The organism is Paracoccus fistulariae (genome assembly GCF_028553785.1).
Taxonomy (GTDB): Bacteria; Pseudomonadota; Alphaproteobacteria; order Rhodobacterales; family Rhodobacteraceae; genus Paracoccus; species Paracoccus fistulariae.
In genome coordinates this window covers 3,440,982-3,463,111 of record NZ_CP067136.1, presented here as the reverse complement: position 1 = coordinate 3,463,111, position 22,130 = coordinate 3,440,982, and the positions used below count along the sequence as shown (strand labels likewise).

The window sequence follows — 22,130 nt, the reverse complement described above, 5'->3', positions numbered from 1 at the left end:
GTCCTTTCAAGTCGCATATAAATGAACGGTTCAGAATGAATAAGGAAGGCAGTTTTACCATCCCCGCCCCCCATCAGGCAGCGGCAGAGGTGACCTCGGACACCGCGCGGCGCAGGAAGCCTGCGAATTCTGCCGCACCGGCCTGTGCGGGGCCATCGGTGATATAGACGTTCAGCCAGGTCGGCGGCAGCGGCGGCAGCGCGCCGCCGTGATCGATCACCTCCAGCCCCGGCTGCGGCAAGGCACGCGGATAGATATTGACCCCCAGATCGGCAGCGGTCAGCACCTGATTGGCCTCGCAATCGCCGACGCCAAGCGTGTGTTCCCATTCGATGCCAGCCGCCTCCAGCGCGGCGATGCCGCGGGGGAAATAGGCGCAGGACGGCGAATTCGCCAGCGGCAGAGGACGTTTCGTCCAGGCATCGCCGCCAATCGCCCCGAACCAGGCCAGATCCGCCTTCATCAGATGCTGCGCCCCTGTGGGACAGTCAAATTCGGTGGTCATGATCATGTCCAGATCGTTCTGGCGGAACAATTGCCGCAAATGGTTGCTGCGCCCGTCGCTGATCACCACCTCGATATTCGGATTGGCTTCGCGGAAATCGCGCACGGCCTTGGGCACATGGACAAACATCCAGTCCGTCGTCAGGCCCAGACGCAGGCGACCTGCCGGGCGCTGCCCCGTGAACCGCGCCATGATGGCGTCATTCTGCGCTACCAGCTTGCGGCTTTCGTTCAGCAGCTCATGCGCAAAAACCGTCAGCATGACACCGCGCCCCTGCTTTTCCAGCACCGGATGATCGAACAGTGTCTCAAGCCGTTTCATCTGCATGGAGAGGGCGCTTTGCGTCATGTTCAGCGCCTCGGCCGCGCGGGTGACCGCACCATATTCCGCCACCGCCTGAAGCGAGCGCAGCGTGCCGATATCCAGATTTCGCATCGTTCAAGAATCCTTATGACTTCAATCAAAACCATTCATTTTTAAAATACATCCGCCGCGCGTATAGATCAATCACGGAAATCGAATAGGGAATAAGCATCTATAATATTGATGCGATACATAAACGGAGCAGATCAATGACCCAGAGATCAGAAGCCATGCTGCGCGTCGTCACCGGCCAGGGCATCGTCCCGCGCCCCAACTGGTTAGAGCGTATCCTGACCATGTTCGACATGCATAAAAGCCGTATCGATCTGTCGCGTCTGACCGACGATCAGCTTCGCGATGTCGGCCTGACCCGCGATGATGTCGAGGCCGAGCTTGCGCGCCCGGTCTGGGATGTGCCCATGAACTGGCGCCGCCGTCGCTGAATGTCTTGCCAGCACCCCCACCCCGCCTTATCTGACACGGACGGCTTTCGGGCCGCGATATCAGGGCGGGGTGTTCGTCGGCGTCACCGGGCGACCGGCAGCATCTAAGCGGTTCCGGCGCAGGCGCGCCGTTCCTGTCTGTCCGCAACGACACCAGCAGGCATGACAGGAGCCGCGCCAATGACCTCTGCCCCCACCAGGTTCAGTCCCGCAACGCAGGGCGCGCTGCTGATGATCGGCGCGGGCGCCATGTTTGCCTGCGTCAATACGATGCTGCAATTCGCGACGATGAAGCTGGGCGTCGCGGCCCCGACGGCGACCTTCTGGCAATATGGCGTCGCGCTGATCGCGCTGCTGCCCTGGCAGGGGGTCGGGCTGTCGGCCTTCAAGACGCGGCACCTGCCCGCCCATATCCTGCGTGTGGGCTTTGGCGTGGGCGGGGTGCAGCTTTGGACCTTTGGCCTGGCCCATGTGCCGATCTGGCAGGCGATTTCGCTGATCATGCTGTCGCCCTTTTTCGTGACCATCGGGGCGGCGCTGCTGCTGCGCGAACAGGTGACGGCGCAACGCTGGCTGGCCGTCGTGCTGGGCTTTATCGGCGGCACGATCATCCTGGCGCCGTGGTCGGATGCGTTTACGCCCTGGGTCATGGCCCCTGTCGGCGCTGCGGCGCTGTGGGCGGCGGCCTCGCTGATGACCAAGCGCATGACCGCCACCGAAAGCCCCGAGACGCTGACCCTGTACCTGCTGGCGCTGATGACGCCGCTGAATGCGCTGTTGGCGATGGCGCCGGGCGCGGGCGGATTTGCGGTAAGCGGCCCGACCGCGGCGCTGGCGCTGCTGGTCGCCGGTCTTCTGACCGCTTTGGCACAATATGCGCTGGCGCGGGCCTATTCCATCGCCGATGCGGCCTTCCTGCAGCCCTTCGATCACGTCAAGCTGCCGTTCAATGTCGGGCTTGGGGTGCTGGCCTTCGGCTTCGTGCCGCCCGGGTCGATGTGGCTGGGATCGGCGCTGATCATCGGTGCGTCGCTGTGGCTGCTGACCGAAGAGAACCGGCAGGCGCGGCGGCGGGATTAATGCGGGATCAATCCTGCGGGACCGTCGGATCGCCAAAGCGGCTGATCATCTTGGTCCTGATCTGATCCCGCGTCTGGCGATAGGCGGCCAGCTTCGCCTCTCGTCCCTCGGCCAGACCTGCTGGGTCCATGATCGGCCAGTATTCGACATCCAGATGAAAGACCCGCGTCATTTCCAGCGCCAGACGCTGACTGGCCGGTGACAGCGCGACGATCAGGTCGAAACCGCCCAGATCATCGCCCCAATCCTGCATCTCGTCAAAGCTGCGGCTGCGGTGATTGGCGATCCTGATGCCGATCTCATCGCAGACCGAGATGGCGAAGCCGTCCACCTCCATGTCGTTATGCACGCCTGCGGATTGAACATAGGCGGTATGGCCGTAGAATTTCTTCATCATGCCCTCGGCCATAGGAGAGCGGATGGCGTTATGGTCGCAGCAGAACAGAACCGAGTGAGGAAATTTGCCCTGCTCCATGATGTCACGCCTGCGGAATCAAGGCACAGATCAGGGTAAAAAGGCGCCGCGCCGTGTCGATGTCCAGTTCGGCCTTGCCCTCCAGCCTTTCCTGCAAGGTGCGCGCGCCTTCGTTGTGAATGCCGCGCCGGGCCATGTCGATCGCCTCGATCTGGGCGGGCGGCAGGCGTTTCACCGCATCGAAATAGCTTTCGCAGATCTGGAAGTAATCCTTGACCACCTGACGGAAGGGCCCAAGCGACAGGTGGAATTCTACCACCTTCGCGCCGTTTTCCGTCTGCACGTCACAGACCAGCCGCCCTTCGCGGATCGCCAGATCCAGCGCATAGGGGCCGGGTGGCACCGGCTGATCGTCGCGACCGGGAACGGAAAAGCTGTTATCCTCGATCAGGTCGAACACCGCGACGCGACGCTCTTGCTCCATCTCCGGGGTTACGGGGGCGACGGCGGAATCGTCGATATTGATCCGGCTGATACGACTCATCTTTTGCCCCATATGATTTTTGCCCAAACGATCGTGCCAACGCAGCAAATTGAAAAGAGATTTGCAAGAATAAGCGGCCATTCCTTCAGCAGGATGCCGTAAATCAACCATAATGTGATCGTGGACAGCAGCAACAGATTGGTGCCCATCGGCAGATCCTCGACCTGACGGCTGCGCAAGGCCTTGACGAGTTGCGGCACCCAGCAGATCGTGCCCAGGATCGCCGCCAGAAACCCGATCAGGGTCGTGGGTTCCATCCTAGCCGACCTCTTCGTTCAGCACCGCCAGCCGCGCGGCGACCGAGGCGCCATGCGCCTGCAACCCTTCTGCACGGGCCAGACGTTCCGCCGCAGGCCCGATGGCGGCCAGCGCGCCGGGGGTCAGCTGCGCCATGGTAGTGCGCTTCATGAAATCCAGCACCGACAGGCCCGACGAAAACCGGGCCGAGCGGGCGGTGGGCAAGACATGGTTCGGTCCGCTGACATAATCGCCCACGGCTTCTGGCGTGAAGGCGCCAAGGAAGATCGCCCCTGCGTGGCGGCACAGCGGGGCCAGTGCCTGCGGGTCCTCGACGCAAAGCTCCAGATGTTCGGGGGCCACGCGGTTCGACAGGTTGGCGGCCTCTTCCAGATCGCGGGTAATGATGATCGTGCCGTAATCGCGCCAGCTTGCCCCGGCGATCTTGGCGCGCGGCAGGCCCGGCAGAATGCGATCCACCGCCCCCGCCACGGCATCGGCCAGCGCTTCGTCGGTGGTGATCAGGATGGATTGCGCATCCGCATCATGCTCCGCCTGTGCCAGCAGATCCCAGGCTAGCCAATCGGGGTTCTGATCGCCTTCCGCAATCACCAGCACCTCGGACGGGCCCGCAATCATGTCGATGCCGACGCGACCAAAGACCTGTCGCTTGGCGGCGGCGACATAGGCATTTCCGGGACCGGTGATCTTGTCCACCGGCCTGATCGTGTCGGTGCCATAGGCCATGGCCGCAATCGCCTGCGCACCGCCGATCCGGTAAATTTCCTCGACCCCGGCAAGCTGCGCGGCCAGCAGGACCAGCGGATTGACGACGCCGTTGGGCGTTGGCACGCAGATCACCAGACGATCCACGCCCGCCACGCGCGCGGGGATCGCATTCATCAGCACGCTGGAGGGATAGGCCGCCTGCCCGCCCGGCACGTAAAGCCCGGCCGCCGACACGGCCGACCAGCGCCAGCCCAGCGTCGCCCCGTCGGGATCCGTCCAGCTGACATCCTCGGGCATCTGGCGGGCGTGATAGGCGCGGATCCGTTCCGCCGCCAGCGCCAGTGCCGCGCGATCCTCGGCCCCGACCTTGGCAATCTCGGCCTCGATTTCCTCGGGGCTGAAGCGCATCTGATCGGCCGAGAGGTCCATGCCGTCGAATTTCGCCGTCAACTCGCACAGCGCGTCATCGCCACGCGCCCGCACATCCGCGATGATCCCGGCCACCACATCGTTCACATCGGCGGAATCCTCGCGCTTGGCCGACAGCATCTCGACAAAGCGGGTTTCGAAATCGGCATCGCGGCTATTCAGCTTGACGGGCATGATCTTCCTCGCAGATGGCAGCGGTCACGGCTGCGTCACGCCTTGTTAGCGACTGCGCCGGGCAGCCTCAAGGCGATGCGGTCATTGCGGCGGCAAAAGCGGCGACAGGATCATCTGGATCTCTGGCAGGCCATGCGCATTCGTCACCCGCAGCCCCTGAACCGCGCGAAAGCCCAGCCGGTGATAGAGGCGCTGCGCCGGGATGTTCGTCGCCCGGACATTCAGGCCCATCGAGTCTGCCCCCGACCGCGATGCATCCGCCATGGCCGCGCGGATTGCCGCGTCGGCATAGCCCCGGCCCCGCGCCTGCGGGTGGGCAAAGACGGCCAGCAGCCAGCCACGCCGGGGATGCTGCGGATCCAGCCCGGCCAGCCATGATGCGACGGCCAGCGGAGCGCCAACCCTGTCACCTGCCGCAAATGTCGGCACGTCGGCCAGCCGCTGCGCAAAATCGGCCAAGGGGCGATGCTGCCAGTCGGCCAGTGTCGCATCAAAGGCGTCGGGCGCATCACGCAGGGCCGTCAGCCGGATATCGCGCCATTCCGCCGCACGATCCGGTCCCAGCGGCCAGACCAGCATGGGTTATTCAGGATGCGAAGGCGCCTTGCCCGACACCGCCAGATAAGGCCGCGTCACGTCGCGCAGGTCCAGATTGATGCATTCGACATCAGCCGCCAGCGTCCCGTCACCTGCGAATTCCAGCGACAGGCGGCCGGTGCCATCCTGCCCGGGCTGCCAGTTGATCGCCAGCAGTTCCAGCACGGTATCGGCATCGCGATCGACGCCGTCGCTGACCAGCTTCATCACATCGCCGATCACCAGCACGGATTGCACGCGTTCGAACGGCCGCCCCTCGGCCCGCGCCATATCCGCGTCTTCCCAGCGAAAGCGGTTGATCAGCAGCGCCAGACGCCGCGCCCGCGCATCATAGGAAATCTCTGACGCGGGCAGGATCGCATCCTGCAACAAGGCCGAGATCACCCGAAGATCGTCCTGATCCTCGGCCTTCAGCGCCAGCGGGCGCGGATCGGCATCGGCGAAACGGGCGTCTTCGACCATTCTTCACTCCTCCTTGATACGTTCGATATGGGCACCAACGCCACGCAGCTTGCGCACAACATGCTCATATCCGCGATCCAGATGATAGACCCGGCTGACGGTGGTCTGCCCCTCTGCGGCCATCCCGGCCAGAATCAGGCTGACCGAGGCGCGCAGATCGGTCGCCATGACCGGCGCCCCGCGCAGCTTTTCAACGCCCGTGACCGTCGCGTGCCCCCCATGGACGTCGATATGGGCGCCCATCCGGATCAGTTCAGGCGCGTGCATGAAGCGGTTTTCGAAGATGGTTTCCTCAAGAACGCTGGTGCCTTCGGCCACGCACATCAGCGCCATGAATTGCGCCTGCAGATCGGTGGGGAAGCCGGGGAAGGGCTCGGTCCGGACATTCACCGCCTTCACGCCGCCATTCCTGCGGCTGACCTTCAACCCACGGGCGGTTTCCTCGACAGTGATCCCGGCCTCATCCAGCTTTTCGCAAAAGGCCGCCAGCAGATCGATCCGGCCGCCCAGACACTCGACCTCTCCGCCGCACATGGCCGGAGCCAGCATATAGGTGCCCAGCTCGATCCGGTCGGTGACGACCGGATGGGTCGCGCCGCTGAGCGTATCGACCCCCTGAATGGTGATGGTCGAGGTCCCCTCGCCCTCGATCTGCGCGCCCATGCGACGCAGGCATTGCGCCAGATCGACGATCTCTGGCTCGCGCGCGGCATTGTTCAGCACCGTTGTGCCACGGGCCAGCGCCGCGGCCATCAGCGCATTTTCGGTAGCGCCGACCGACACGACCGGAAAATCGACCACCGCGCCCCGCAGACCGCCGGCAGGCGCCGTGGCGCGGACATAGCCATCGCGCAGATCCAGATCGGCGCCCATGGCCTCGAAGGCGCGCAGATGCAGATCGACCGGACGCGCGCCAATAGCGCAGCCGCCGGGCAGCGACACCTCGGCCTGTCCGAAACGCGCCAGCAGCGGCCCCAGAACCAGGATCGAGGCCCGCATCTTGCGCACGATTTCGTAATCCGCATGCTGGCTGGTCAGCGCATGGCTGGACATGGACAGTACCTGCCCCTCTTGCAACGAGGCGACCTCGGCCCCCAGGCTTTGCAGCAGCGCGGTCATGGTGCGGATATCCGACAGGCGCGGCGCATTGGTCAGCGTTAGCGGCTGATCGGTCAACAGCGTCGCAGGCATCAGCGTCAGGCAGGCGTTTTTCGCCCCGGCAATCGGAATTTCGCCCTGCAGGGGGCCATTCCCTTCCACGATGATCTGATCCATCAGCTGTCGTCTCCGCCTGTGTCGCTGCCCACGCCATTATCCTGATCCGGCTTGTCAGCCCGCGCACGCGCCTGCGCCTTGCGACGCTGCAGATTCGCGCGCAACGCGGCGCGCAGCCTGTCCTCGCGCGATTCCGGCTTCTTGCTGTCATCGGATCGTTTGTTCATGCAAACCTGTTAGCCGCGGATGCCGCGACAGTCCAGCAATGCCGCAAAAGAGAGGCTTGTTTCCGCGAAATGCGTGAAATTTGGCAGACCCCCTTGCGCGCCGCGCGATGTTTGTCTAAACGCCCCTCCACCGGCGCTGTGGTAGCTCAGTGGTAGAGCACTCCCTTGGTAAGGGAGAGGTCGAGAGTTCAATCCTCTCTCACAGCACCATTTCCTTTTTGGTAGATGCTTATAAGGCGCTGCACAGCCAAAGGTCCGTGGTCCCGCTCTTCGGTGCATCGGGGCAATCGAGAAGTGCTGCGGAGCAGCCTGAGAAATAAGCTCATTGTTTTACACGACCAAAACCAATTATTGATCTGCATATATCAGAACTCGCAACAACTAGAGCAGGTTCGTGATCCGGCAGGGAGGAACGCTCGTCTATTCGAGCAATTATGCGGAACTCTCTTTCGGTTGAGAAATGCTGTCTCTTCGTAGTTAGCTGCCTGACCACTTCATCGTCACGCAACTGGGGGCGAGCAAAGAAAGCACTAACCTCCTCAAATGCGCTGGCGAAGGGCTTAGGCTCCCAAGAATAATCAACCTCTCTGAAATATATTGTTTGCGCAGAGGGATTGTGTCTGAAAAATTTTTCATGACTAGGGAGCGCCTGCCACACCGCCGTAAGAAGAGCTTGAGTATCAAAAACACACCAGCCATCGAGAGAAGGGTTTCCCTTGTAACCCGTGCTTTCGTCGCCATCCATCATCCTTCTGTGATGTTTCTCATCATAGTTACCGATGCTCGCACAAAACACCCAAGCATTGATCGATGAGGTGTGGTAATTGTTGCTCATAGTGACTCCCGAAGGGGCGTCACGAAAATAAGCATTTCGAGCATTTATGTAATCCGGAGAGCGGAATTCAGAAGGTTCAGTTGGGCAAGGAAAACTATATCTTTCCTGGACACCTTCCTTATTGTCTCCACGCGCCTCTAACTTCATGCTGTCTTCAGCAGCTCGATATTCAGCAGTATTACCAAATCGTATCGAGCCGTTACTCAAATATTTTTTATCCTCCCATTTGAAATATTTAGTAAGATGTCGGGGAAAGTCTACCATACAACCCTCAATGCGCCCTGAAAATTCCAGAAGTTCCGATATCCGGTAAGATGCACATCTAACCCCGTTCCTGCAATATACCGGATCCCCAAAAGCTTGTTGCCCATCGGCAGCATGAACGGCATCGCTGCTTCCTGTTTGGTTTTCCTACAAGGGCCATACATTGATCGGTAGGGGGGGATAGAAGTATCCCATAATCCTAATAGTAGAAGGCAATTCATCGAGATCAAGGCCATCGCACAGCACCACTTCAATCGCCAAATCAAGATTAGCACCGATGCCTTGACTTAGACTCACGATGCGCATGAAAAACGGCGCCATGTGAGGCGCCGTTTTCGTTTGGTTTTCCGGTCGGGATCAGGCCGCGATGCTGGTGCGGTTTTCCTCTGCGATCAGTTCGGCGTGAAGTGCCGTGATCCCTCGGTCCAGGTCGTCGGGATGCAGAAGGAATTGCACGTCCACCGCACGGCTGGATTTCTGCGCCGCCTGCACCTCGACGCCGGCGCTGTCCAGTGCCTGCAAGCCGCGCATCAGCACCCGTTGTCCCTTCAGATCCCGCCCGATGGCCGAGGCGATCGCGCCTGAGCGCGCGGTGACGCTGGCCGATGGATAGAGCGCGGCAAGTTCGGATTCGATGCGCCTTGCCCGCTTCAGCGAGGTCGCAAGGAAATGCGTGATCGTATTCGCGTTCGAATTTTTGGACACGATAAAGGCATTGTGCCGCGCCAGAACGTCCAGAATTGCGGCGTCATAGCCTTTGACCCCGACCATGTCCTGTTCGAACAGCTCCAGCACGACGACGGGCAGGCCGGTGACGATTTCGGCGCCGGTGGCCTTTGCGGGCGCATCGTCGATCAGCGTGCCCGGATCGCCCGGATCGAAGGCATTCGTGACCCGCAGGGGGATCCGCGCCTGACGCAGGGTCTTGGCGGCCTGCGGATGGATCGCCTCCATCCCCAGATTGGCCAGCTGATCGGCCACGTCATAGTTGATATGGCCCAGCTTGCGCACCGTCTCGACGCCCACCAGCCCCGGATCGGCAGAGGAAAGGTGGAACTCCTTATGGATGATCGCCTCTTTCGCGCCGGTCAGCCGCGCCAGACGCGAGAACGTGACCTCGGAATAGCCGCGATCGAATTCCGCCATCAGCCCTTCATTGCATTGGGCATAGCCGGTGACGATCGGCAGTTCGGATGTCAGATCGACACCCTCCATCGCCACCTGCAACCGCTGTTCCAGCGTGAATTCGCGCTCATCCCGCCAGCCGGTCAGATCGACATAGCGGGCAGAGACCCCGGCGCGGCCCAGCAGCAGCGCCGTGACATAGGCCGAATGCGCCTCGCCCAGACCCGACAGCAATTCGCGAAACACCATCATGTGGCGCGACAGCCGGAAATGGCCATAGCTGCACAGCCGCTGCAGATCGAAGAGGCAAGAGCGCGCGCCCTCGATCCGTTCGCGCACGAATTCATCCGCCTGCAGCAGATCGGCCGAATGCTCCAGAATGTCGGCATGTGCCGCGCGCATGGCCTGGGACACGCGATCCAGCGCCTCCAGCCAGCCGTGATCGGACGACGCGTTGGCAAAGCTGGCATAGACGCCCGGCTCTCCGGTCTTCTTGTGTTCCAGCAGCAGGTTGGTGATCCCGCCAAAGGCCGAGACGACGAAGATGCGACCGTAAAGATCGGCCCCCGTCCGGTCCCCGATCAGCAGCGTATCGCGCAACTCCTTCAGGCGGCTCATCGAGGTGCCGCCGATCTTTTCAACCGTATGTTCGGGATAGCTTTGTTCTGCCAAAGTGCTTTCCCGGCCGCCTGTCGCGGGCCGGGCCTCTTTTTCAGTCTGCAAGATCACGCATCGACCTGCTGCGGCGCGGCATAAGAGCCGTCGGCCTGATGCACCTCGGTGCCCGTGACGGGCGGGTTGAAGCAGCAGGCCATGACCAGTTCTTCCTCGGCCCGCAGGATATGCTTGTCATGCAGGTTCAGCGCATACATCACGCCGGGATGGATCTGATGCGTTTCACCGGTGGCCAGATCGGTGATCGAGCCCTTGCCCGACATGCAATAGACGCTTTCGAAGTGGTTCTTGTAATGGAACGTATGTTCGGACCCTGCTTCCAGCGTGGTGATGTGGAAGGAAAAGCCCATCTTGTCATCGGCCAGAAGCATGCGGACCGAGCTCCATTGCGCGTCGCGCACATCGCGTTCGGTATTCTTCAGCTTGTTGAAATCACGAATGATCATGTCTGTTACTCCGCTGCGATCTGGTTGCTGCCTGCGCAGGCGCGCACGGCGTCCTGCAGGATGTCCAGACCCTTGGTGAAAATCTCGTCGGGGATCGTCAGGGCGGCCAGCACCTTGACCACCTCGTCATGCGCGCCCGAGGTTTCGATGATCAGCCCATTGTCGAAACAGGTGGCGCAGATCCGGCCGGCCAGATCGCCGCTGCCGACATCGATGCCGCGCATCATGCCCCGGCCTTTCAGCGTGGCCCCCGGCAGCAGCGCCGCGATCTGTTCCAACCGCTGACGCAGGATTGCGGATTTGCGCTGCACCTCTTTCTGGAAGGCGTCATCGGCCCAGAATTTCTCAAGCGCGACACGCGCGGTGACGAAGGCATGGGTGTTGCCGCGGAAGGTGCCGTTATGTTCGGCTGGCTTCCAGATGTCATGCTGCGGCTTGATCAGCAGCGCAGCAAAGGGCAGCCCCATGCCGCTGAAGGATTTCGCCTGCGTGATCATATCCGGATCAAGCCCGAATTCCTCGGTCGAGAAATAGGTGCCCGTGCGGCCGATCCCGGCCTGAATGTCGTCGATGATGAACAGCGCCCCATGTTTGCGCGCCAGACGCTGGATGCCCTGCAGCCATTCCTTGCTGGCGGCGTTCAGACCGCCCTCGCCCTGCACGGGTTCGACGATGAAGGCGGCCGGGTCATCCATGCCGCTGGACGGGTTTTCCAGAACCCATTCGATATATTCCAGCGTGTCCTTGTCATCCATGGCATTTTCGAAGGGCATATGGGTGACGTCGGCCAGACTGCCGCCGCCCGCGCCCTCTCGCTTGCCTGAATTGCCGGTCAGCGCCAGGCTGCCCATGGTCATGCCGTGGAAGGCATTGGTGAAGGCCACGATATTGCGCCGACCGGTGACCTTGCGGGCCAGCTTGATTGCAGCCTCGACCGCATTGGTGCCGGTCGGGCCGGTCATCATCACCTTGTAATCCATGCCGCGCGGTTTCAGGATCAGCCGCTCGAAGGCGTTCAGGAATGCGGCCTTCTGGGTGGTATACATATCCAGCCCATGAGCGATGCCGTCAGCCGCGATGTGATCGATCAGCGCAGCCTTCATGTCGGGGTCGTTATGGCCGTAATTCAGCGACGAACAGCCCGCCAGAAAGTCGATGTAATCGCGCCCGGCCTCATCGGTCATCAACGATCCGCTGGCCTTGGTAAAGACCGTCGGAAAACTGCGGCAATAGGAACGCGCCTCGGATTCGCGGCGCTTGAAAATATCGGTGTCAGCCGTCTTTGCGGTGGGCATGGGGGACCTCGGAATTTGAATGGGTGTCAGGCGTCGGTCGGGGCCGGTCAGGCCGCACGTGTCACCGACGCGGGGAAGCGGATCGTGACCAGATGTTCGGTGGCATGGGCGCCGTCGAAATGGTCGTCCTTTCTGAAATGGGGCTCATCGCTCAGCGCCCCGCCGTGGCGTTCAGCCAGACTGCGGAACAGCCCCCAGCTTGCGCCATTGTCGCGCGTGATGGTCGTCTGCAGCTTTCGGACCGCAGCCAGATCGTCGCGCGACAGAAGCTGATCCAGCATCCTGCCGCCAAGGCCCAGACCGCGCGCCTCGGGCGAGACGGCAACCTGCCAGACGAACAGCGTATCGGGCGCATCGGGCAGCACATAGCCCGAGATCCAGCCGACCAGCGCATCACCGCGGCGCGCCAGAATGCAGGTGTCGGCGAAATGGTCGCATTGGATCAGATTGCAATACATGCTGTTTTCATCCAGCGGCGCGCAGGCCCGGATCAGCGCCCAGATATCGCTGCCATCTTCGGCACTGGGCTTTTCGAACACCACGTCCTGCAGGCCGTCGGACTCGACCATGTCTCTCATATCTCAGCTCTCGTTTATTTCGTGACACTAAATATCATGGATTGGCCATTTCGCAACCGCAGCATCGTTATTTTGCCAAAAATCCGCCTATAGCACAGATTCTGGCCAATGATTGCTGATCCGTTATCGTTACAAATTATTCACATAATGAAGCGAAATTCCGCGCAGATTGACCGCAAGGACGGAATCCCGAATAGTACAGGACCCCGTCTGGAGAATGTATTGGACCGTATCGACGTTTGTCTTATCGCGCTGCGCAGGATCCTGCGCGCATCCGAGGCCCATAGCAAAGAGCTGGCCCAATCGGCCGGCATGACGCCCGTTCAGTTGCGCGTCGTTCAGATCGTGGCCGAAACCGGCAGCAGCACCGGCGGCGCGATTGCCAAGCGGATGCATGTGGCGCCGGCCACGGTCACGGCCATCATCGACAAGCTGGAACGCGCGGGCCATGTCAGCCGGGAACAAAGCCGGACGGATCGTCGGCAGACGCTGATCGTGCTGACCGATCATGGCCGCGACGCGCTGGAACGCGCGCCCGATGCGCTGCAACAACGCTTTGCCCGCGATTTCGATTCGCTGCAGGATTGGGAACAGGCGATGATCGTCGCCGTGCTGGAACGCGTCGCGACCATGCTGGACGGAAGCGATGCGGATACCGGCGCGGTGCTGTATCCCGGCGAACTTTAGCCGGCGCGGGCACCGTACTTCCGTTTGCCCGGGGACGGTGCCATCCTGCCCGGACAAGGGGCCTTACCCGGCAGGAGCGCGCAATGACCTTTGATCAGGATAAGCTGGAAAAGCTGCGCCAGCAGTTTGACGGCGAAAACAGCGGCAAATTCCACGATCCGCGATTTGCACGCATCGGCGACCGGCTGTTTCAGGGCGGCAGGCGCGCCTTGCCCTGGGCGGGCATGCCCACGCTTCTGGGCGCGCCGCATCGCAATGACGCCACCGGCCTGCAGGTCGCGCTCAGCGGCATTCCGATGGATCTGGCCGTGTCCAACCGCGCAGGCACACGCTTCGGCCCGCGCGCCATGCGCATGATCGAGCGGATCGGCCCCTATAACCACGTCCTCGATTGCCTGCCCCTGCATGATCTGGCCGTGGCCGATATCGGCGACTGCGTCTTTACCAGCCGCTACGACCTGAACCAAAGCCACCGCGATATCGAGGCGCATATCGACGCCATCCTGCAGGCAGGCGCCCTGCCTCTGTCGGTCGGCGGCGATCACTCGCTGACCCATCCGATCCTGCGCGCCATCGGGCGCGACCGGCCCGTGGGCCTGATCCATATCGACGCCCATTGCGACACCAGCGGCATCGCCGAGGGCGTGAAGTTTCACCACGGCGGACCGATGCGCAATGCCGTGCTGGACGGCGTGCTGGACCCGGAACGGGTGATCCAGATCGGCATTCGCGGCTCGGCCGAATTTCTGTGGGAGTTTTCCTATGCCTCGGGCATGACGGTGATCCATGCCGAAGAGATCGACGAAATGGGCATCCCCGCCGTCATCGCCCGCGCCAGAGAGATCGTCGGCACTGGCCCCACCTATCTGTCCTTTGACATCGACGCGGTGGACCCGGCCCTTGCCCCCGGCACCGGCACGCCAGAGGTGGGCGGGCTGACCCCGCGAGAGGTGCTGCAGATTCTGCGTGGCCTGAAAGGGGTGAACCTTATTGGCGGCGATGTGGTCGAGGTCGCCCCGCAATATGACAGCAATGACGCCACCGCCCGGATCGCCGCGCAGGTTCTGTTCGAAATCCTGTGCCTGCTGAACTTCAGCCCCGCGCTTGGCCGCCCGGCATGAGCAACCTTGCCTACAAGATCGACATTCTGGTGATTGGCGGCGGTCAGGCCGGGCTGTCGGCGGCTTATCACCTGCAAAAGCTGGGGCTGACCGGCGGGCGCGGCTTTCTGGTTCTGGACAAATCGCCCCAACCGGGCGGAGCCTGGCAATACCGCTGGCCCTCGCTGACCATGAAAACCGTCAACCGTTTGCATGACCTGCCCGGAATGGGCTTCGCCGAGGTGCTGGACCCCGGCCAGACCGAGGTACGCGCGGCCAAGGCCGTGCCTGCCTATTTCAAGGCCTATGAAGACCGCTTCCACCTGCCGATCTATCGCCCGGTGACCACGCGGCTGGTCTGTAATCGTGGCGAACGGTTGCGGGTCGAAACCGATCACGAAACCTTTTCCGCGCGCGGCATCATCAATGCCACCGGCACTTGGGATGCACCGCAGATCCCCTATTATCCCGGACGAGAGCTGTTTCAGGGGCGGCAATTGCACACCCATGATTACCAGACCGCCGATGAATTCATGGGCAAGCGGGTCGTGATCGTGGGTGCAGGCATCTCGGCGCTGCAGATCCTTGATGAGGTCTCTCATCTGGCCGACACGATCTGGGTCACGCGCAGGCCGCCGGAATTCGTCGATCCCGCCTTCGGCCCCGATCTGGGACGCGCCGCCGTCGCCAAGGTGGAACAGCGCGTTCGACAGGGCCTTGCACCGCGTTCGGTCGTGTCCGTCACCGGCATCCCGCGCAGCCCCGCCATCGAGGCGATGGAGGCGCGCGGCGTCCTGAACCGCCGACCGATGTTTTCCGAGATCACGGCGACAGGCATCCGCTGGCCCGATGGCACCGAAGCTGCAGCGGATGTGATCATCTGGGCGACCGGCTTTCGCAGCGCATTGGACCATCTGGCGCCCCTGCAATTGCGAGAGGAAAATGGCGGCATCACCATGACCGGCCGGCTGGCCACTCAGGTCGCGCGCGACCCGCGGGTGCATCTGGTGGGCTACGGCCCCTCTGCCTCGACCATCGGGGCGAACCGTGCGGGCGGCGCGGCGGCGCGCGAATTGACCCGGCATCTGGGGATTGGAAAAACATGACCACGCAGAAGAATGACACCGGGGTCGTCGAAAACGCCGATCAGAACCGTTTCGAACTGGCGCTGAAGGATGACGACATCGCCGCCGCCTATTACCGGATCGACGAGAACGGCAATCTCGTGATGACCCATACCGAGGTGCCCTTTGAATATTCCGGTCAGGGCATCGGCACGCGGCTGGCCACGGGAACCTTCGATCTGATCCGCGCCTCGGGGCGCAAGGCGGTGCTGAAATGCAGCTTCATGGGCCGCTTCTACGCCAGCCACCGCGACTATGACGATATCGTGGTCGGCTGACGCCTATCCGTTTTCCGCATCATAGCGCGCCTGCGCCGCGACGATCTGCGGCTCATGCGCGATGGCCCAGCCGCCAAGCGCCTCGACCGGGCCGCGCAGCGACTGGCCCAGATCGGTCAGCGCATATTCCACGCGCGGCGGCGTCGTCGGATAAACCTTGCGCGAGACCAGGCCGTCCCGCTCCATCCCGCGCAGGGTCAGCGTCAGCATCCGTTGCGAGATCGAGCCGATATCCCGGCGGATCTGATTGAAGCGGCGCGGCCCGTCGCGCAGCGCCATCACGATCAGCACGGACCACTTATCCCCGATCCGCACAAGAATGGGGCGAACAGCGTCGCAATTGCTCAGCAGGCTCTGATCTGACTGGGGCGGTATCATGGATGTGCCTTCTTGTTCGCGCAAAATCAGTATCAATATAGGTGCAGGTTACGAATTTATACCAGCGGATCGCAGAAAATAATCTGACCGCTGACGAACGGAGGGAAGACAATGGAATTGGGTGTTTACAGCTTTGGCGACGTCCAGCGCGATCCGAAAACCGGCGAATTGGGCAGCACCGCCCAGGCGCAGCGCAACCTGCTGGAGGCGATCCAGCTGGCTGATGAGGTCGGTCTGGATTATTTCGGCATCGGCGAACATCACACGCGCGAAATGCCTGCTTCGGCGGCGACGGTGATCCTTGGGGCGGCGGCGTCCACCACCAGAAACATCACGCTGGGCAGCGCCGTGACGGTGCTGTCAACGGATGATCCGGTGCGCGTGTTTCAGCAATTCGCCACGCTGGACGCGCTGTCGAACGGTCGCGCCGAAATAACCGCTGGCCGGGGTTCCTCGACCGAGAGCTTTCCGCTGTTCGGGCATAGCCTGAACGATTACGACGATCTCTATGCCGAAAAGCTGGACCTGCTGCTTCGTCTGAATGACAGCGAAGAGGTGACGTGGGAAGGTCGCTTCCGCCCCTCGCTGGACAAGGCGCTGGTCGTGCCGCGTCCCGAAAATGGCACGCTGCCGATCTGGCTTGCGACGGGCGGGAACCCCAATTCCTCGGTTCGCGCCGCGATTGCCGGTCTGCCGGTCAGCTACGCCATCATCGGCGGAGAGGCCGAACGCTTTGGCCCGCTGGCACAGCTTTATCGTCAGGCGGTGGCGCAGGTGAAGGTGCCGGGCGCGGATACCCGCGTTTCCGTCGCCAGCCCGGGCTTTGTCGGCGAGGATGCGAAGGCCGCGAAAGATCTGTGGTGGAACCACTATCACGAGGCGTTCCGCGCCCTTGGCGAGATCCGCGGCTTCCCGGCCCCGCAACGCGCCGGATATGACCGCGATGCCAATGGCAAGGGCGCGCTGTTCGTCGGCTCGCCCGAAGAGATCGCCGACCGTATTCTGGATCTGCACCGGGTGATGCAGCATGACCGCCACTTCTTCCAGATGGATCTGGGTCAGTTGGGGCAAAAGGATTTCCTGCGCTCGATCGAGTTGCTGGGAACAAGGGTGAAACCGCTTGTCGATGCCGCGCTGGCCGAGAAGGCCCCGGCAACGGCCGACGTTGAATGAAGGAGAGCAATATGTCCGACCCCAAAGTGATCGGCATCCTTGGCGCAGGCCGCGTCGGCACGGCGATTGCCCGCCGTGCCCTGGCCGCCGGGTATGAGGTGCGCGTCGCCTCGTCCCGGCCCGCCGCCGATATCGCGCTGGTGCTGCAATTCACGGCATCGGGTGCCGTTGCGGCCGATGCGGATCAGGTCATCGCCGAAAGCGACATCATCGTGCTGGCGCTGCCCTTGTCGAAATATCGCAGCCTGCCGGCGGGCGCGCTGCGCGGCAAGATCGTCATCGATGCGATGAATTACTGGGCACCGACGGATGGCACCCTGCCTGAATTCGAAGGCGCGCCCAGCAGCAGCGAAGTGGTGGCCGACTATCTGGACGGGGCGCGCCTTGTGCGCAGCTTCAACCATATGGGCTATCACGAGATCGACGGCGACGCGCGCCCTGCGGGGGATCCGGATCGTCGCGGCATGGCCCTTGCCGGGGACGACCCGGCGGCGCGCAAGGCCGTGGCCGGATTCATCGACCGGCTGGGATTTGATCCGGTCGAGACCGGACCGCTCGCCTCGGCGCGCGGCTTTGCGATCGGCACGCCGGTCTTTGGCGCCGGGCTGAAACGCACAGAGCTGAAGTCCGCATTGCGGATTCCCGAAGCCGCCTGACATGACCAAAAGCACCGGGCCAGCCTGCGGCCCGGTGCCTGCATAACCTTGAAAACTTGACTAAATCTTGCCCGACATTTTTGATCCGGCGTGCAGATTTCCGGCAATCTCCTGCGTTGGCGGCCGACCGAACCAACCGGCGGGTTTCGACTGCAAACGCCCGCCACCCCGCAACTACGGCGCAATTTTCCCAAGCCTTATCAAGCCGTTAAATAGGGAATATAAACCATTTTGTGAAGTGGTGCCGCCACGAGGACTTGAACCCCGGACCCCCTGATTACAAATCAGACGCTCTACCAACTGAGCTATGACGGCAGTGCCCGCCTGTTATCACGAGGGCGGGCCAGGGCGCAAGATCTGCCTGATATGGGAAAAAACGTCGGGGAAAGCAAATTGACTGCGCCCGTTCGGCCGCTAATCTGCCCCGACCCGTCAGGGATCGGTAAGAAGGCAGAAGGGGCGGCACATGCAGATGGTCTTTCACGTTGGGGTGCATGGCACCGATGGCGACCGACTGCTGAAAACCCTGCTGAGGAATCGCAACTGGCTGCTGAACCACCGGACCGAGGTGATCACACCGCAACATCATCGCGGGCTGTTCGAAGATGCGCTGATGTCGCTGAATGGGGGGCAGGCGACGCCGGCCATGGTGCAGATCATGCTGGACGCGATTCTGGAGACCGAAGACCCGCAGCGCGTGATGTTTTCCTCTCCGACCTTCATGGGGGCGACGGGCCGCGCGGTCAGCAAGGAGGGGCTGTATACCCAGATCGGCCTGCGCTGCGCCGCCCTGGCCAATCTGTTCCCCGAGGCCGAGACCGAGTTTTTCGTCGCCATCCGCAACCCTGCGACGCTGATCCCCGACATCCTGCCGCTTTTCGCCGGCGGCAACTATCACACGCTGATGCAGGGGCGGCACCCGCTGGACCTGCGCTGGAGCGACGCGATCCGGCGTCTGGTCAGCGCGGCGCATGGCCGCCGGATCGTGATCTGGTGCCACGAGGATGTGCCGCTGATCTGGCCGGAAATCGTGCGCCTGATGGCCGATATGCCGTCAGACGCGCCGCTGGTGGGCGGGATGACCTATCTGCAGGAACTGCTGACGGATGAGGGCAATGCCCGGCTGAAAGCCGAAATCGGCGACCGCGATCACCTGACGATTGCGCAGCGCCGCATGATCAGTTCGCAGATCCTGACCGAGCATGTCCGTCCCGAAGGGGTCGAGATGCAGATCGATCTGCCCGGCTGGACGCAGGAAATCGTCGATGAAATGACCCGCAATTACCGCGCCGATGTCGGGGAAATCGCGGTTCTGCCGGGGGTCGAGTTTATCCTGCCCACCAGTTCGACCCTCGAATAGGCCGAACAAGGCGAAGGGGCGACAGGGCGGGCCATGCCGCCCCTGCCGCCCCGGACGCGCTTACCCCATGCCAAGGGCGGTCTTGTACATTTCCAGAATGGCCTCTTCCTCGGCCACATCGTCGCGGTCGCGCTTGCGCAGGGCGACGATCTTTTTCATCACCTTGGTGTCATAGCCGCGGGCCTTGGCTTCGGCCATCACCTCTTTCTGGCGCTCGGCAATGTCCTTTTTCTCGGCTTCAAGCTGTTCGAATTGCTCGATGAACTGACGCAGTTCGTCGGCGGCAACGCCATAAGCGTGATCGTCCTGCATTGCGTTTCTTTCCTTTGTTCGGCGGGTCCGGGCTGCCCGATATCTGACGCAGACTGTTAGGCGGTCTTGTTCCGGGGTGCAATCACCGCTAGGCCGGTTTGCAGCAAAAGCGGATCAGCACGGGATGACGACATGACGATCTATGACGGCCTTATCTGGGGCGGCGCCGTTCTGACCCTGATCGGGCTTGGGGCGCTGATCTGGTGCATTTTCACCGTCTCTCGCGCCCGCTCGAAAGGTCTTGAGGATGCGCAGCTTCGGGCGCTGATGCAGCGTGCGGTGGCCGTGAACATGGCCGCGCTGGCGGCATCGACCATCGGGCTGATGCTGGTGGTCGTCGGCATCTTTCTGGCCCCCTGATGCGCGCGCTGATCCAACGCGTCACCGAAGCCTCGGTCGAGGTCGACGGCCAGACCATCGGCCAGACCGGCCCCGGCCTTCTGGTGCTGGTCTGCGCAATGCAGGGCGACACGCCCGATGCCGCCGACAAGCTGGCCGCACGTGTGGCCAAGCTGCGGATCTTTCGCGACGAACAGGATCGCATGAACAGATCGGTCCTTGATACCGGCGGCAGCGCGCTGGTCATCAGCCAGTTCACGCTGGCCGCAGATACGCGCAGCGGAAATCGCCCCGGATTTTCCACCGCCGCCGCGCCGGATCTGGGCGAGGCGCTGTATCTGCGCTTTGCCGAAAGCCTGCGCCAGCAGGGTATCGCGGTCGAAACCGGGCGGTTTGGCGCGGATATGAAGGTGAGGCTTTTGAATGACGGACCGGTGACGATCTGGCTGGATAGCGCGGACCGCGCTTGACTTTATGCGCCGCACCCCCCATCTGGGTTCAGTCGTCGCCCGCTGCCGCGTGAGCAGCCGCGAAAATTTCGCCTCTGGCACGGCACCATCCCAGTTTCCCATTCACGCGGGGAGGCTTGCGGGCACCCTCGTATCGCGCCCGCACCCCTGCTGAACGCCGCGCCATGACTGCGCGGCCCCTGCTCTGCATCCGATACGGGGGATGCGGGGAACGAGTATTGATTATGGAAGAAAGACAATCCCGCGGGAATTTTCGGCGTGGCAAGGGCAAGGGTCGTCCCGCCCAGCCACCGCATGCCCGCCCCAATCCCGGTCGCCGCGCACCCTCGCGCGATCCGCTGCCCAGCGGTCCCTTTTACGACATGGGCATTGACGAACGGATCAACGCCAATATCGCCGCCATGGGCCTGACCGACCCGACGCCGATCCAGACGCAGGCAATCCCCTCGATCGTCGAGGGGCGCGATGTGTTGGGCCTGGCCCAGACCGGCACGGGCAAGACGGCGGCCTTTGGCCTGCCGATGCTGACCCGGCTGATCAAATTCGGCAAAAAGCCCGAACCGCGCACCTGCCGCGCGCTGATCCTTGCGCCGACGCGCGAATTGGCGACGCAGATCGCGCAGAATATCGACGCCTATGCCGAAGGCACGCCGATCCGCAGCTATCGCGTGGTGGGCGGGGCTTCGATCAATGTCCAGACCGAGCGTTTGTCGCGCGGCGTGGATGTGCTGATCGCGACGCCGGGCCGCCTGATGGACCTGATCGAGCGCCGCGCGATCAGCCTTGAGGCCGCAACCTATCTGGTGCTGGATGAGGCCGACCAGATGCTGGATATCGGCTTTATCCACACGCTGCGCAAAATCGCGAAGATGCTGCCGAAGCAGCGCCAGACGCTGCTGTTCTCGGCCACCATGCCGAAGCTGATGTCGGAACTGGCCGATACCTATCTGACCGATCCGGTCAAGGTACAGGTGAACCCTCCGGGACAGGCTGCCAAGAAGATCGATCAGGGCGTGCATTTCACCACCCAGGGCGACAAGGCGGCCTTGCTGGCGGAATATCTGTCCAAGCATCCGGGCGAGCTGGCCATGGTCTTTGGCCGCACCAAATATGGCAGCGAGAAGCTGGCCAAGCTGCTGGATAAATGGGGCTTTGCGGTCGCGGCGATCCATGGCAACAAAAGTCAGGGTCAGCGCGAACGGGCGCTGGACGCCTTCCGCAAGGGCGACACTCAGATCCTGGTGGCCACAGATGTGGCCGCGCGCGGTCTGGATATTCCGGCGGTGGCGCATGTCTATAACTACGACCTGCCGAACGTGCCGGAAAACTATGTCCACCGCATCGGTCGCACCGCGCGCGCAGGCCGCGACGGCCGTGCCGTCGCCTTTTGCGCGCCGGCAGAGGTTGGCGAATTGCGAGCCATCGAAAAGGCGATGAAGGCCGCGATCCCGGTGATCGGCGGCGAGGCGCCAGCGATGCCCCAGCAACCATCGCGCGGTCAGCGTGGGCGCGGCGGCAAGCCGCAGGATGGCGGCAACAAGCGTCCGGCACGTCGCCCCTCGCGCCGCCCCAAAAGCCAGAAGGCAAAAGCATAAGACGAAAGGCCGCAGGACAT

At 62.6% G+C, this 22,130-nt stretch carries 28 protein-coding genes and 2 tRNA genes; 13 read left to right on the top strand and 17 right to left on the bottom strand.

All coding sequences use genetic code 11. The annotated features are described in order from the left end of the window. Window positions 1-73 precede the first annotated feature (73 nt). Window positions 74-940, bottom strand: a complete 867-nt coding sequence (locus JHX87_RS17110) for a LysR family transcriptional regulator (protein ID WP_271883584.1) — start codon at window positions 938-940, stop codon at window positions 74-76. A gap of 137 nt (window positions 941-1,077) precedes the next feature. Here JHX87_RS17110 and JHX87_RS17105 point away from each other — a divergent pair, with 137 nt between their 5' ends. Together JHX87_RS17105 and JHX87_RS17100 are read left to right on the top strand one after the other, a co-directional pair. After that, window positions 1,078-1,311, top strand: a complete 234-nt coding sequence (locus JHX87_RS17105; protein WP_271883585.1) for a DUF1127 domain-containing protein — start codon at window positions 1,078-1,080, stop codon at window positions 1,309-1,311. A gap of 180 nt (window positions 1,312-1,491) precedes the next feature. After that, window positions 1,492-2,391, top strand: a complete 900-nt coding sequence (locus JHX87_RS17100; RefSeq protein ID WP_271883586.1) for a DMT family transporter — start codon at window positions 1,492-1,494, stop codon at window positions 2,389-2,391. A 7-nt stretch (window positions 2,392-2,398) separates the two neighbouring features. Here the strand turns inward: JHX87_RS17100 and JHX87_RS17095 are convergent, their stop codons facing one another. The 8 genes from JHX87_RS17095 to JHX87_RS17060 form a co-directional block, all read right to left on the bottom strand. Further along, window positions 2,399-2,866, bottom strand: coding sequence for an arsenate-mycothiol transferase ArsC (locus JHX87_RS17095; RefSeq protein ID WP_271883587.1), 468 nt, complete (start codon window positions 2,864-2,866; stop codon window positions 2,399-2,401). Window positions 2,867-2,870: 4 nt separating this feature from the next. Next, window positions 2,871-3,350, bottom strand: coding sequence for a UPF0262 family protein (locus tag JHX87_RS17090; RefSeq protein WP_271883588.1), 480 nt, complete (start codon window positions 3,348-3,350; stop codon window positions 2,871-2,873). Continuing rightward, the gene (locus JHX87_RS17085) at window positions 3,347-3,607 is read right to left on the bottom strand and encodes a SemiSWEET family sugar transporter (protein ID WP_271883589.1); all 261 of its coding nucleotides are present in this window, start codon (window positions 3,605-3,607) and stop codon (window positions 3,347-3,349) included. The genes JHX87_RS17090 and JHX87_RS17085 overlap by 4 nt, the downstream gene beginning before the upstream one ends. 1 nt (window position 3,608) lies before the next feature. Beyond that, on the bottom strand, window positions 3,609-4,919 hold the full coding sequence (hisD, locus tag JHX87_RS17080) for a histidinol dehydrogenase (protein ID WP_271883590.1): 1,311 nt from the start codon (window positions 4,917-4,919) through the stop codon (window positions 3,609-3,611). 81 nt (window positions 4,920-5,000) lie between these two features. Continuing rightward, entirely contained in the window at window positions 5,001-5,498 is a 498-nt protein-coding gene (locus JHX87_RS17075; protein ID WP_271883591.1) for a GNAT family N-acetyltransferase, read from the bottom strand. Window positions 5,499-5,501: 3 nt separating this feature from the next. Then, entirely contained in the window at window positions 5,502-5,978 is a 477-nt protein-coding gene (locus JHX87_RS17070) for a DUF2948 family protein (RefSeq protein WP_271883592.1), read from the bottom strand. A gap of 3 nt (window positions 5,979-5,981) precedes the next feature. Continuing rightward, entirely contained in the window at window positions 5,982-7,253 is a 1,272-nt protein-coding gene (gene murA, locus JHX87_RS17065) for a UDP-N-acetylglucosamine 1-carboxyvinyltransferase (protein ID WP_271883593.1), read from the bottom strand. Then, the gene (locus tag JHX87_RS17060) at window positions 7,253-7,420 is read right to left on the bottom strand and encodes a hypothetical protein (protein WP_271883594.1); all 168 of its coding nucleotides are present in this window, start codon (window positions 7,418-7,420) and stop codon (window positions 7,253-7,255) included. The genes murA and JHX87_RS17060 overlap by 1 nt, the downstream gene beginning before the upstream one ends. Window positions 7,421-7,555: 135 nt before the next feature. Between JHX87_RS17060 and JHX87_RS17055 the strand changes: the two genes are divergently transcribed. Then, a tRNA-Thr gene (locus JHX87_RS17055) sits at window positions 7,556-7,630 on the top strand. 112 nt (window positions 7,631-7,742) lie between these two features. On the opposite strand, the gene JHX87_RS17050 is transcribed toward JHX87_RS17055, so the two are convergent. From JHX87_RS17050 to ectA, 5 genes are all read right to left on the bottom strand, one after another. Beyond that, window positions 7,743-8,519 (bottom strand): hypothetical protein, encoded by a 777-nt coding sequence (locus JHX87_RS17050; protein WP_271883595.1) that lies wholly within the window; start codon window positions 8,517-8,519, stop codon window positions 7,743-7,745. Between the two features lie 357 nt (window positions 8,520-8,876). Next, window positions 8,877-10,262, bottom strand: a complete 1,386-nt coding sequence (locus tag JHX87_RS17045) for an aspartate kinase (RefSeq protein WP_272833942.1) — start codon at window positions 10,260-10,262, stop codon at window positions 8,877-8,879. A gap of 107 nt (window positions 10,263-10,369) precedes the next feature. Then, window positions 10,370-10,765 (bottom strand): ectoine synthase, encoded by a 396-nt coding sequence (locus tag JHX87_RS17040; protein ID WP_271883597.1) that lies wholly within the window; start codon window positions 10,763-10,765, stop codon window positions 10,370-10,372. 5 nt (window positions 10,766-10,770) lie between these two features. Continuing rightward, complete coding sequence (ectB, locus tag JHX87_RS17035; RefSeq protein WP_271883598.1) at window positions 10,771-12,060, bottom strand: diaminobutyrate--2-oxoglutarate transaminase; 1,290 nt, start codon at window positions 12,058-12,060, stop codon at window positions 10,771-10,773. Window positions 12,061-12,107: 47 nt separating this feature from the next. Next, window positions 12,108-12,629, bottom strand: coding sequence for a diaminobutyrate acetyltransferase (ectA, locus tag JHX87_RS17030; protein WP_271883599.1), 522 nt, complete (start codon window positions 12,627-12,629; stop codon window positions 12,108-12,110). A gap of 231 nt (window positions 12,630-12,860) precedes the next feature. On the opposite strand from ectA, the gene JHX87_RS17025 reads away from it, so the two are divergent. From JHX87_RS17025 to JHX87_RS17010, 4 genes are all read left to right on the top strand, one after another. Continuing rightward, complete coding sequence (locus JHX87_RS17025) at window positions 12,861-13,325, top strand: MarR family winged helix-turn-helix transcriptional regulator (RefSeq protein WP_271883600.1); 465 nt, start codon at window positions 12,861-12,863, stop codon at window positions 13,323-13,325. A gap of 83 nt (window positions 13,326-13,408) precedes the next feature. Then, window positions 13,409-14,446 (top strand): agmatinase, encoded by a 1,038-nt coding sequence (gene speB / locus JHX87_RS17020; RefSeq protein ID WP_271883601.1) that lies wholly within the window; start codon window positions 13,409-13,411, stop codon window positions 14,444-14,446. Next, window positions 14,443-15,531: an NAD(P)-binding domain-containing protein gene (locus JHX87_RS17015; RefSeq protein WP_271883602.1), complete on the top strand. Its 1,089-nt coding sequence runs from the start codon at window positions 14,443-14,445 to the stop codon at window positions 15,529-15,531. Before speB ends, JHX87_RS17015 begins: the two co-directional genes overlap by 4 nt. Continuing rightward, a complete protein-coding gene (locus JHX87_RS17010; protein ID WP_271883603.1) occupies window positions 15,528-15,827 on the top strand; it encodes a GNAT family N-acetyltransferase in 300 nt (99 codons plus the stop codon). Before JHX87_RS17015 ends, JHX87_RS17010 begins: the two co-directional genes overlap by 4 nt. 3 nt (window positions 15,828-15,830) lie before the next feature. Here the strand turns inward: JHX87_RS17010 and JHX87_RS17005 are convergent, their stop codons facing one another. Beyond that, window positions 15,831-16,205: a winged helix-turn-helix transcriptional regulator gene (locus tag JHX87_RS17005; protein ID WP_271883604.1), complete on the bottom strand. Its 375-nt coding sequence runs from the start codon at window positions 16,203-16,205 to the stop codon at window positions 15,831-15,833. A 111-nt stretch (window positions 16,206-16,316) separates the two neighbouring features. On the opposite strand from JHX87_RS17005, the gene JHX87_RS17000 reads away from it, so the two are divergent. Together JHX87_RS17000 and JHX87_RS16995 are read left to right on the top strand one after the other, a co-directional pair. Beyond that, the gene (locus JHX87_RS17000; RefSeq protein WP_271883605.1) at window positions 16,317-17,378 is read left to right on the top strand and encodes an LLM class flavin-dependent oxidoreductase; all 1,062 of its coding nucleotides are present in this window, start codon (window positions 16,317-16,319) and stop codon (window positions 17,376-17,378) included. Window positions 17,379-17,389: 11 nt separating this feature from the next. Next, the gene (locus tag JHX87_RS16995) at window positions 17,390-18,034 is read left to right on the top strand and encodes an NADPH-dependent F420 reductase (protein ID WP_271883606.1); all 645 of its coding nucleotides are present in this window, start codon (window positions 17,390-17,392) and stop codon (window positions 18,032-18,034) included. A gap of 239 nt (window positions 18,035-18,273) precedes the next feature. Here JHX87_RS16995 and JHX87_RS16990 read toward each other — a convergent pair. After that, window positions 18,274-18,349: transfer RNA gene (locus JHX87_RS16990), tRNA-Thr, on the bottom strand. Between the two features lie 151 nt (window positions 18,350-18,500). Here JHX87_RS16990 and JHX87_RS16985 point away from each other — a divergent pair. Continuing rightward, entirely contained in the window at window positions 18,501-19,394 is an 894-nt protein-coding gene (locus JHX87_RS16985; RefSeq protein ID WP_271883607.1) for a hypothetical protein, read from the top strand. A 60-nt stretch (window positions 19,395-19,454) separates the two neighbouring features. Here the strand turns inward: JHX87_RS16985 and JHX87_RS16980 are convergent, their stop codons facing one another. After that, a complete protein-coding gene (locus JHX87_RS16980) occupies window positions 19,455-19,706 on the bottom strand; it encodes a DUF2312 domain-containing protein (protein ID WP_271883608.1) in 252 nt (83 codons plus the stop codon). Window positions 19,707-19,838: 132 nt separating this feature from the next. Here JHX87_RS16980 and JHX87_RS16975 point away from each other — a divergent pair, with 132 nt between their 5' ends. The 3 genes from JHX87_RS16975 to JHX87_RS16965 all read left to right on the top strand — a co-directional run bounded on the left by JHX87_RS16975 (window position 19,839) and on the right by JHX87_RS16965 (window position 22,110). After that, window positions 19,839-20,066, top strand: coding sequence for a hypothetical protein (locus JHX87_RS16975; protein WP_271883609.1), 228 nt, complete (start codon window positions 19,839-19,841; stop codon window positions 20,064-20,066). Beyond that, complete coding sequence (gene dtd / locus JHX87_RS16970; protein ID WP_271883610.1) at window positions 20,066-20,515, top strand: D-aminoacyl-tRNA deacylase; 450 nt, start codon at window positions 20,066-20,068, stop codon at window positions 20,513-20,515. The genes JHX87_RS16975 and dtd overlap by 1 nt, the downstream gene beginning before the upstream one ends. A 362-nt stretch (window positions 20,516-20,877) precedes the next feature. Continuing rightward, window positions 20,878-22,110 carry a DEAD/DEAH box helicase gene (locus JHX87_RS16965; protein ID WP_271883882.1) on the top strand — a complete coding sequence of 411 codons (1,233 nt, stop codon included), beginning with the start codon at window positions 20,878-20,880 and terminating at the stop codon, window positions 22,108-22,110. Window positions 22,111-22,130 lie beyond the last annotated feature (20 nt).

Coding starts and splice junctions, on each gene's coding strand:
- JHX87_RS17110 (WP_271883584.1), bottom strand. CDS start 940: ATGCGAAATCTGGATATCGGCACGCTGCGCTCGCTTCAGGCGGTGGCG.
- JHX87_RS17050 (WP_271883595.1), bottom strand. CDS start 8,519: ATGGTAGACTTTCCCCGACATCTTACTAAATATTTCAAATGGGAGGAT.
- ectB (WP_271883598.1), bottom strand. CDS start 12,060: ATGCCCACCGCAAAGACGGCTGACACCGATATTTTCAAGCGCCGCGAA.
- JHX87_RS17105 (WP_271883585.1), top strand. CDS start 1,078: ATGACCCAGAGATCAGAAGCCATGCTGCGCGTCGTCACCGGCCAGGGC.
- JHX87_RS17045 (WP_272833942.1), bottom strand. CDS start 10,262: ATGAGCCGCCTGAAGGAGTTGCGCGATACGCTGCTGATCGGGGACCGG.
- JHX87_RS17060 (WP_271883594.1), bottom strand. CDS start 7,420: ATGAACAAACGATCCGATGACAGCAAGAAGCCGGAATCGCGCGAGGAC.
- murA (WP_271883593.1), bottom strand. CDS start 7,253: ATGGATCAGATCATCGTGGAAGGGAATGGCCCCCTGCAGGGCGAAATT.
- JHX87_RS16965 (WP_271883882.1), top strand. CDS start 20,878: ATGGGCATTGACGAACGGATCAACGCCAATATCGCCGCCATGGGCCTG.
- dtd (WP_271883610.1), top strand. CDS start 20,066: ATGCGCGCGCTGATCCAACGCGTCACCGAAGCCTCGGTCGAGGTCGAC.
- JHX87_RS16995 (WP_271883606.1), top strand. CDS start 17,390: ATGTCCGACCCCAAAGTGATCGGCATCCTTGGCGCAGGCCGCGTCGGC.
- JHX87_RS17070 (WP_271883592.1), bottom strand. CDS start 5,978: ATGGTCGAAGACGCCCGTTTCGCCGATGCCGATCCGCGCCCGCTGGCG.
- JHX87_RS17015 (WP_271883602.1), top strand. CDS start 14,443: ATGAGCAACCTTGCCTACAAGATCGACATTCTGGTGATTGGCGGCGGT.
- JHX87_RS17085 (WP_271883589.1), bottom strand. CDS start 3,607: ATGGAACCCACGACCCTGATCGGGTTTCTGGCGGCGATCCTGGGCACG.
- JHX87_RS17010 (WP_271883603.1), top strand. CDS start 15,528: ATGACCACGCAGAAGAATGACACCGGGGTCGTCGAAAACGCCGATCAG.
- JHX87_RS17000 (WP_271883605.1), top strand. CDS start 16,317: ATGGAATTGGGTGTTTACAGCTTTGGCGACGTCCAGCGCGATCCGAAA.
- JHX87_RS16985 (WP_271883607.1), top strand. CDS start 18,501: ATGCAGATGGTCTTTCACGTTGGGGTGCATGGCACCGATGGCGACCGA.
- JHX87_RS17100 (WP_271883586.1), top strand. CDS start 1,492: ATGACCTCTGCCCCCACCAGGTTCAGTCCCGCAACGCAGGGCGCGCTG.
- JHX87_RS17005 (WP_271883604.1), bottom strand. CDS start 16,205: ATGATACCGCCCCAGTCAGATCAGAGCCTGCTGAGCAATTGCGACGCT.
- JHX87_RS16975 (WP_271883609.1), top strand. CDS start 19,839: ATGACGATCTATGACGGCCTTATCTGGGGCGGCGCCGTTCTGACCCTG.
- JHX87_RS17095 (WP_271883587.1), bottom strand. CDS start 2,866: ATGGAGCAGGGCAAATTTCCTCACTCGGTTCTGTTCTGCTGCGACCAT.
- hisD (WP_271883590.1), bottom strand. CDS start 4,919: ATGCCCGTCAAGCTGAATAGCCGCGATGCCGATTTCGAAACCCGCTTT.
- JHX87_RS16980 (WP_271883608.1), bottom strand. CDS start 19,706: ATGCAGGACGATCACGCTTATGGCGTTGCCGCCGACGAACTGCGTCAG.
- JHX87_RS17040 (WP_271883597.1), bottom strand. CDS start 10,765: ATGATCATTCGTGATTTCAACAAGCTGAAGAATACCGAACGCGATGTG.
- JHX87_RS17075 (WP_271883591.1), bottom strand. CDS start 5,498: ATGCTGGTCTGGCCGCTGGGACCGGATCGTGCGGCGGAATGGCGCGAT.
- ectA (WP_271883599.1), bottom strand. CDS start 12,629: ATGGTCGAGTCCGACGGCCTGCAGGACGTGGTGTTCGAAAAGCCCAGT.
- speB (WP_271883601.1), top strand. CDS start 13,409: ATGACCTTTGATCAGGATAAGCTGGAAAAGCTGCGCCAGCAGTTTGAC.
- JHX87_RS17090 (WP_271883588.1), bottom strand. CDS start 3,350: ATGAGTCGTATCAGCCGGATCAATATCGACGATTCCGCCGTCGCCCCC.